General features: G+C 60.5%; 4 protein-coding genes and 1 pseudogene. 4 read left to right on the forward strand and 1 reads right to left on the reverse strand.

Translation table 11 applies throughout. The features are described from left to right. Positions 1-543, reverse strand: a pseudogene (locus tag ENZ74_RS26785) (cardiolipin synthase); the annotation flags it as partial. 308 nt (positions 544-851) lie between these two features. Between ENZ74_RS26785 and ENZ74_RS26790 the strand changes: the two are divergent. From ENZ74_RS26790 to ENZ74_RS26805, 4 genes are all read left to right on the forward strand, one after another. Continuing rightward, entirely contained in the window at positions 852-1,052 is a 201-nt protein-coding gene (locus tag ENZ74_RS26790; RefSeq protein WP_082826544.1) for a hypothetical protein, read from the forward strand. A 613-nt stretch (positions 1,053-1,665) separates the two neighbouring features. Next, complete coding sequence (locus tag ENZ74_RS34515) at positions 1,666-2,028, forward strand: hypothetical protein (RefSeq protein ID WP_063168905.1); 363 nt, start codon at positions 1,666-1,668, stop codon at positions 2,026-2,028. Further along, on the forward strand, positions 2,029-2,556 hold the full coding sequence (locus ENZ74_RS26800; RefSeq protein ID WP_063168904.1) for an AraC family transcriptional regulator: 528 nt from the start codon (positions 2,029-2,031) through the stop codon (positions 2,554-2,556). Between the two features lie 195 nt (positions 2,557-2,751). Further along, positions 2,752-3,122, forward strand: a 371-nt coding sequence (locus tag ENZ74_RS26805) for a left-handed beta-roll domain-containing protein (protein ID WP_206522332.1), incomplete at its 3' end; no start/stop codon positions are given.

Raw genomic sequence — 3,122 nt, forward strand, 5'->3', positions numbered from 1 at the left:
GCCTATGCCGCCATGTGCGCGGCGATCGACGGCGCCGGCCAGCGCCTCGACGAAGAGCAGGCCGACGGCGTCATTGTCGAAAATATAGGTCTCGAGCAGGACGCTGCGCTCGGCGCCGTCGATCGCCGCGCACATGGCGGCATAGGCCTCGTCGCCGGTCTCCAGCACATCGATTGCGTTTCCAGGGTTGAGCGCGCGCCGCGCCACCCTGTCGCCGAGTGTCCGCAAGCCCGTGAACCGTTGCCCGTATCGCTCGACGATCAGGGCCTCTTCGACAGCGACGTCGCGCTCATGCTTGGCGGACACCACGCCGTCGGCAAACGGGCGCTGGGCGGTGATCGTGGCACGGCGGATGCGATTGATGCCGGCGACGGCGTAGATCAGCACGCCGAGGATCGGGGACAGCACCATCACGCCGACCCAGCCGGTGGCGGCGCGCACATCTTCCTTGGTCATGACGGCATGGACGATGCCGACCGTCGCCATCACCACGGAGATGATCGCCAGAATTTGCGGCCAGTGAGTCGCCAGGGTCGCCAACATGCCGAGACTATCCAGCGAGCGGTTGCAGAAGGCAATGCGGCCGGTCCTGCCGCGCATTCGCCGGATGGTGGCATGCGGCCCTGGCCGAAGGTTTCGACCAGCCGCAGAGATTGATGGGTAGAAGCTTCCCAACGGACCCTGTTCAGAAGGACAAACCTGACCTAGCGGAAGCATAGAGCCTGGCATCATCCTGTTCTGCTCAGAGCCTCCGAAGCCTCTTATGCTTTGGTGCGACCTCTATTGTATATCAGGATGAATGAACTTAATGATATGAACACTTTGATTGATGGCGAGGGGGGCGCCTAACGATGAAATTCAACTTCGATGAACCTCCCGGCGATGACATAGTTGCCGACACGTCGGCAGAATGCCAACGCCAATTGCTGCCTCTCGTCCGCGAGATCGTCCAGGCGGCCGTCGCTGCCGGATGGAGCGAGGAGGACGTTCTTCTGGGGTTTGTCGAACTTGCATGGGATTTGTATGAGAATCGTCGCGACGATCTGCAATGACCGGTAGCCAATCTGGTAGCTCTGCATTGCTGGCGGTGTCGCGGCTTTGCGTCGGCAGCTTTTCGCGGTAGGAATTTTTTCTTGACACGGTGATCTCAGCTAAGGTATATATTCGTGCATGGTGCTGATTTGCGCCAGTGACCCGCCGAGCAGGCGGGTTTTTCGTTTGATGCTCCGTCAGCCAATGCGCCGAAGGGTCCAGAGGAACCTGTTGACCCGTAGTCGCGACCTAAAGGCCTGGGTTCCTCGCCCCGAGGGGCTTTTATCCCGAACAAAATTTTTTGTTTGCGTACGGATGTTATTCACTATCCACAGCATGTGCGTTACGTTGGATCCGGGTCGGGCTAAGGGGGATTTCAGGCGACAGACAAGCGGCTGAGGCCAGGCAATGGAAAATACGGACGATGCTCGGGAAGGCGGCAATTCCCAGGGCGTCAATCGAGAACGGACAGCTCGATATGTCCTGGACATAATCCCTGAAAGCGCAGGCCCCTGGAGGGCCACCGCGGCGCGGAGTGTCATAGACTCAGCCCGCGATCCCGTCTCGCAGACATTCCCGGCCAAAGAGCATTCCACTGGAATTGCGCTGCGGCCCGCACGCCGATCGAGAGCCTTGCTCGGCAGCGACCGGATCACGCGGTACGATACGCCGACCGGATGTCGCGTCGTCAATCCGGCGGGTGTGGACAGCAAGCCGGCCTGGTCCCTGACCCGGGAGAACGCCGTCGTTTCCATCGCTCCCGAAGCGCTGGCGCAATTGGCCGTGCATGAATTCGATCTCGCCGAACTCGATCCGCCTGCTTTCGGCACGGTCGACCCGGCCGATCTGCTGCGCACCCACCCAGGCCGCAACAGGCGCCTTGCGGCGTTTTCCAGAATACATCTTGCTGCAAATCCGCCCCAAGCTCCGCAGGAATCGTCTGGAATGTCATGCAGTCCGCGCGTTGTACGCCGTCCGGCCGGAACGCTCTCATGAATGGGGTTGGCTACGCCGGTCAGCTTCGATCAATCACGATTTGTTTTTCAGGGGAACGCGGAAGGAAGCCTAGGGTTGAACCTCATCTGGGACGAATCAGGAGGCCGAAAAATGCCGGGTGAGGATGGTGTCCCCGGACCGGTTTCCGGACCCAATTCGCGACAACCGACGCTCAACGCGAAAGGCGGGCTTTCGGTTCGCAGCACGCGCCGCGTGCAGGAATTCCTGAACGAGAACTTCACGCGCAAGCTGGCGCTTGCCGAGATGGCCGCGGTTTGCGGTCTTTCACCCTATCACTTCATGCGGGCTTTCTCGAGGACGTTCGGGGTGCCGCCGCATCAATATGTTCTCGATTTGCGGCTGGACCTCGCTGAAAGGCTGCTTGCCGACAGCCGCATGACCATCACGGACATCGCTCATTCCTGCGGATTTTCGAGCCAGAGCCATTTTACCACCGCCATGAAGAAATACCGGCAGGTGACGCCGCTGCAGCTACGGGTGGGCAAGCTTAACGCCAAGGTTAGATGAGACGGCGCTCATGGAATTGCTTGTTTGCCTAGTTTTAAAGCAGTCTCTAAGGTAACGAGCTGTTAACCTCTGCCGGTTTGCTCCGATCTTTTCTCACAAGACAGCAATTTCGTGAAATACCGCGGGCAGGAATCATGTCTTCCTGCGATAGAGCGGAATTGTCAGACATTTCGTGCCGGCCAGCGGAGAGGGACCATGACCGACAATCAGATTTCGAACGGCTCGCTTCTAGTTCAGCATCGCGCGGCGCATTTCGCCGGGCACTGGATCGCGAATGGCGATCCTCGCTCCCGCTCGGTTCGCCGCCGCTTGATGGCGGTGCTGCGCATGGCTCATAGCGTGCTTGGCATGGGGCGCAAGCGCCTGGGGCTGGGGACGCTGGGCGTCGGCGGGATGTCGGCGGCGGCCGCGATGCTGGGCGCCTTCGCGATCGGCATGGCTGCGACGCCAGCTCAGGCGCAATATCAGGCCGGCGGCGGGTCCGCGACAGGCGGCAACGCCGTCGCCATCGGTAATGGTGCCACCTCAAATGGCAATAACAGCGTGGCGTTGGGCATCTCCAACAG

Source organism: Mesorhizobium sp. M7A.F.Ca.CA.002.15.2.1, assembly GCF_003998715.1.
GTDB classification, from domain to species: domain Bacteria; phylum Pseudomonadota; class Alphaproteobacteria; order Rhizobiales; family Rhizobiaceae; genus Mesorhizobium; species Mesorhizobium ciceri.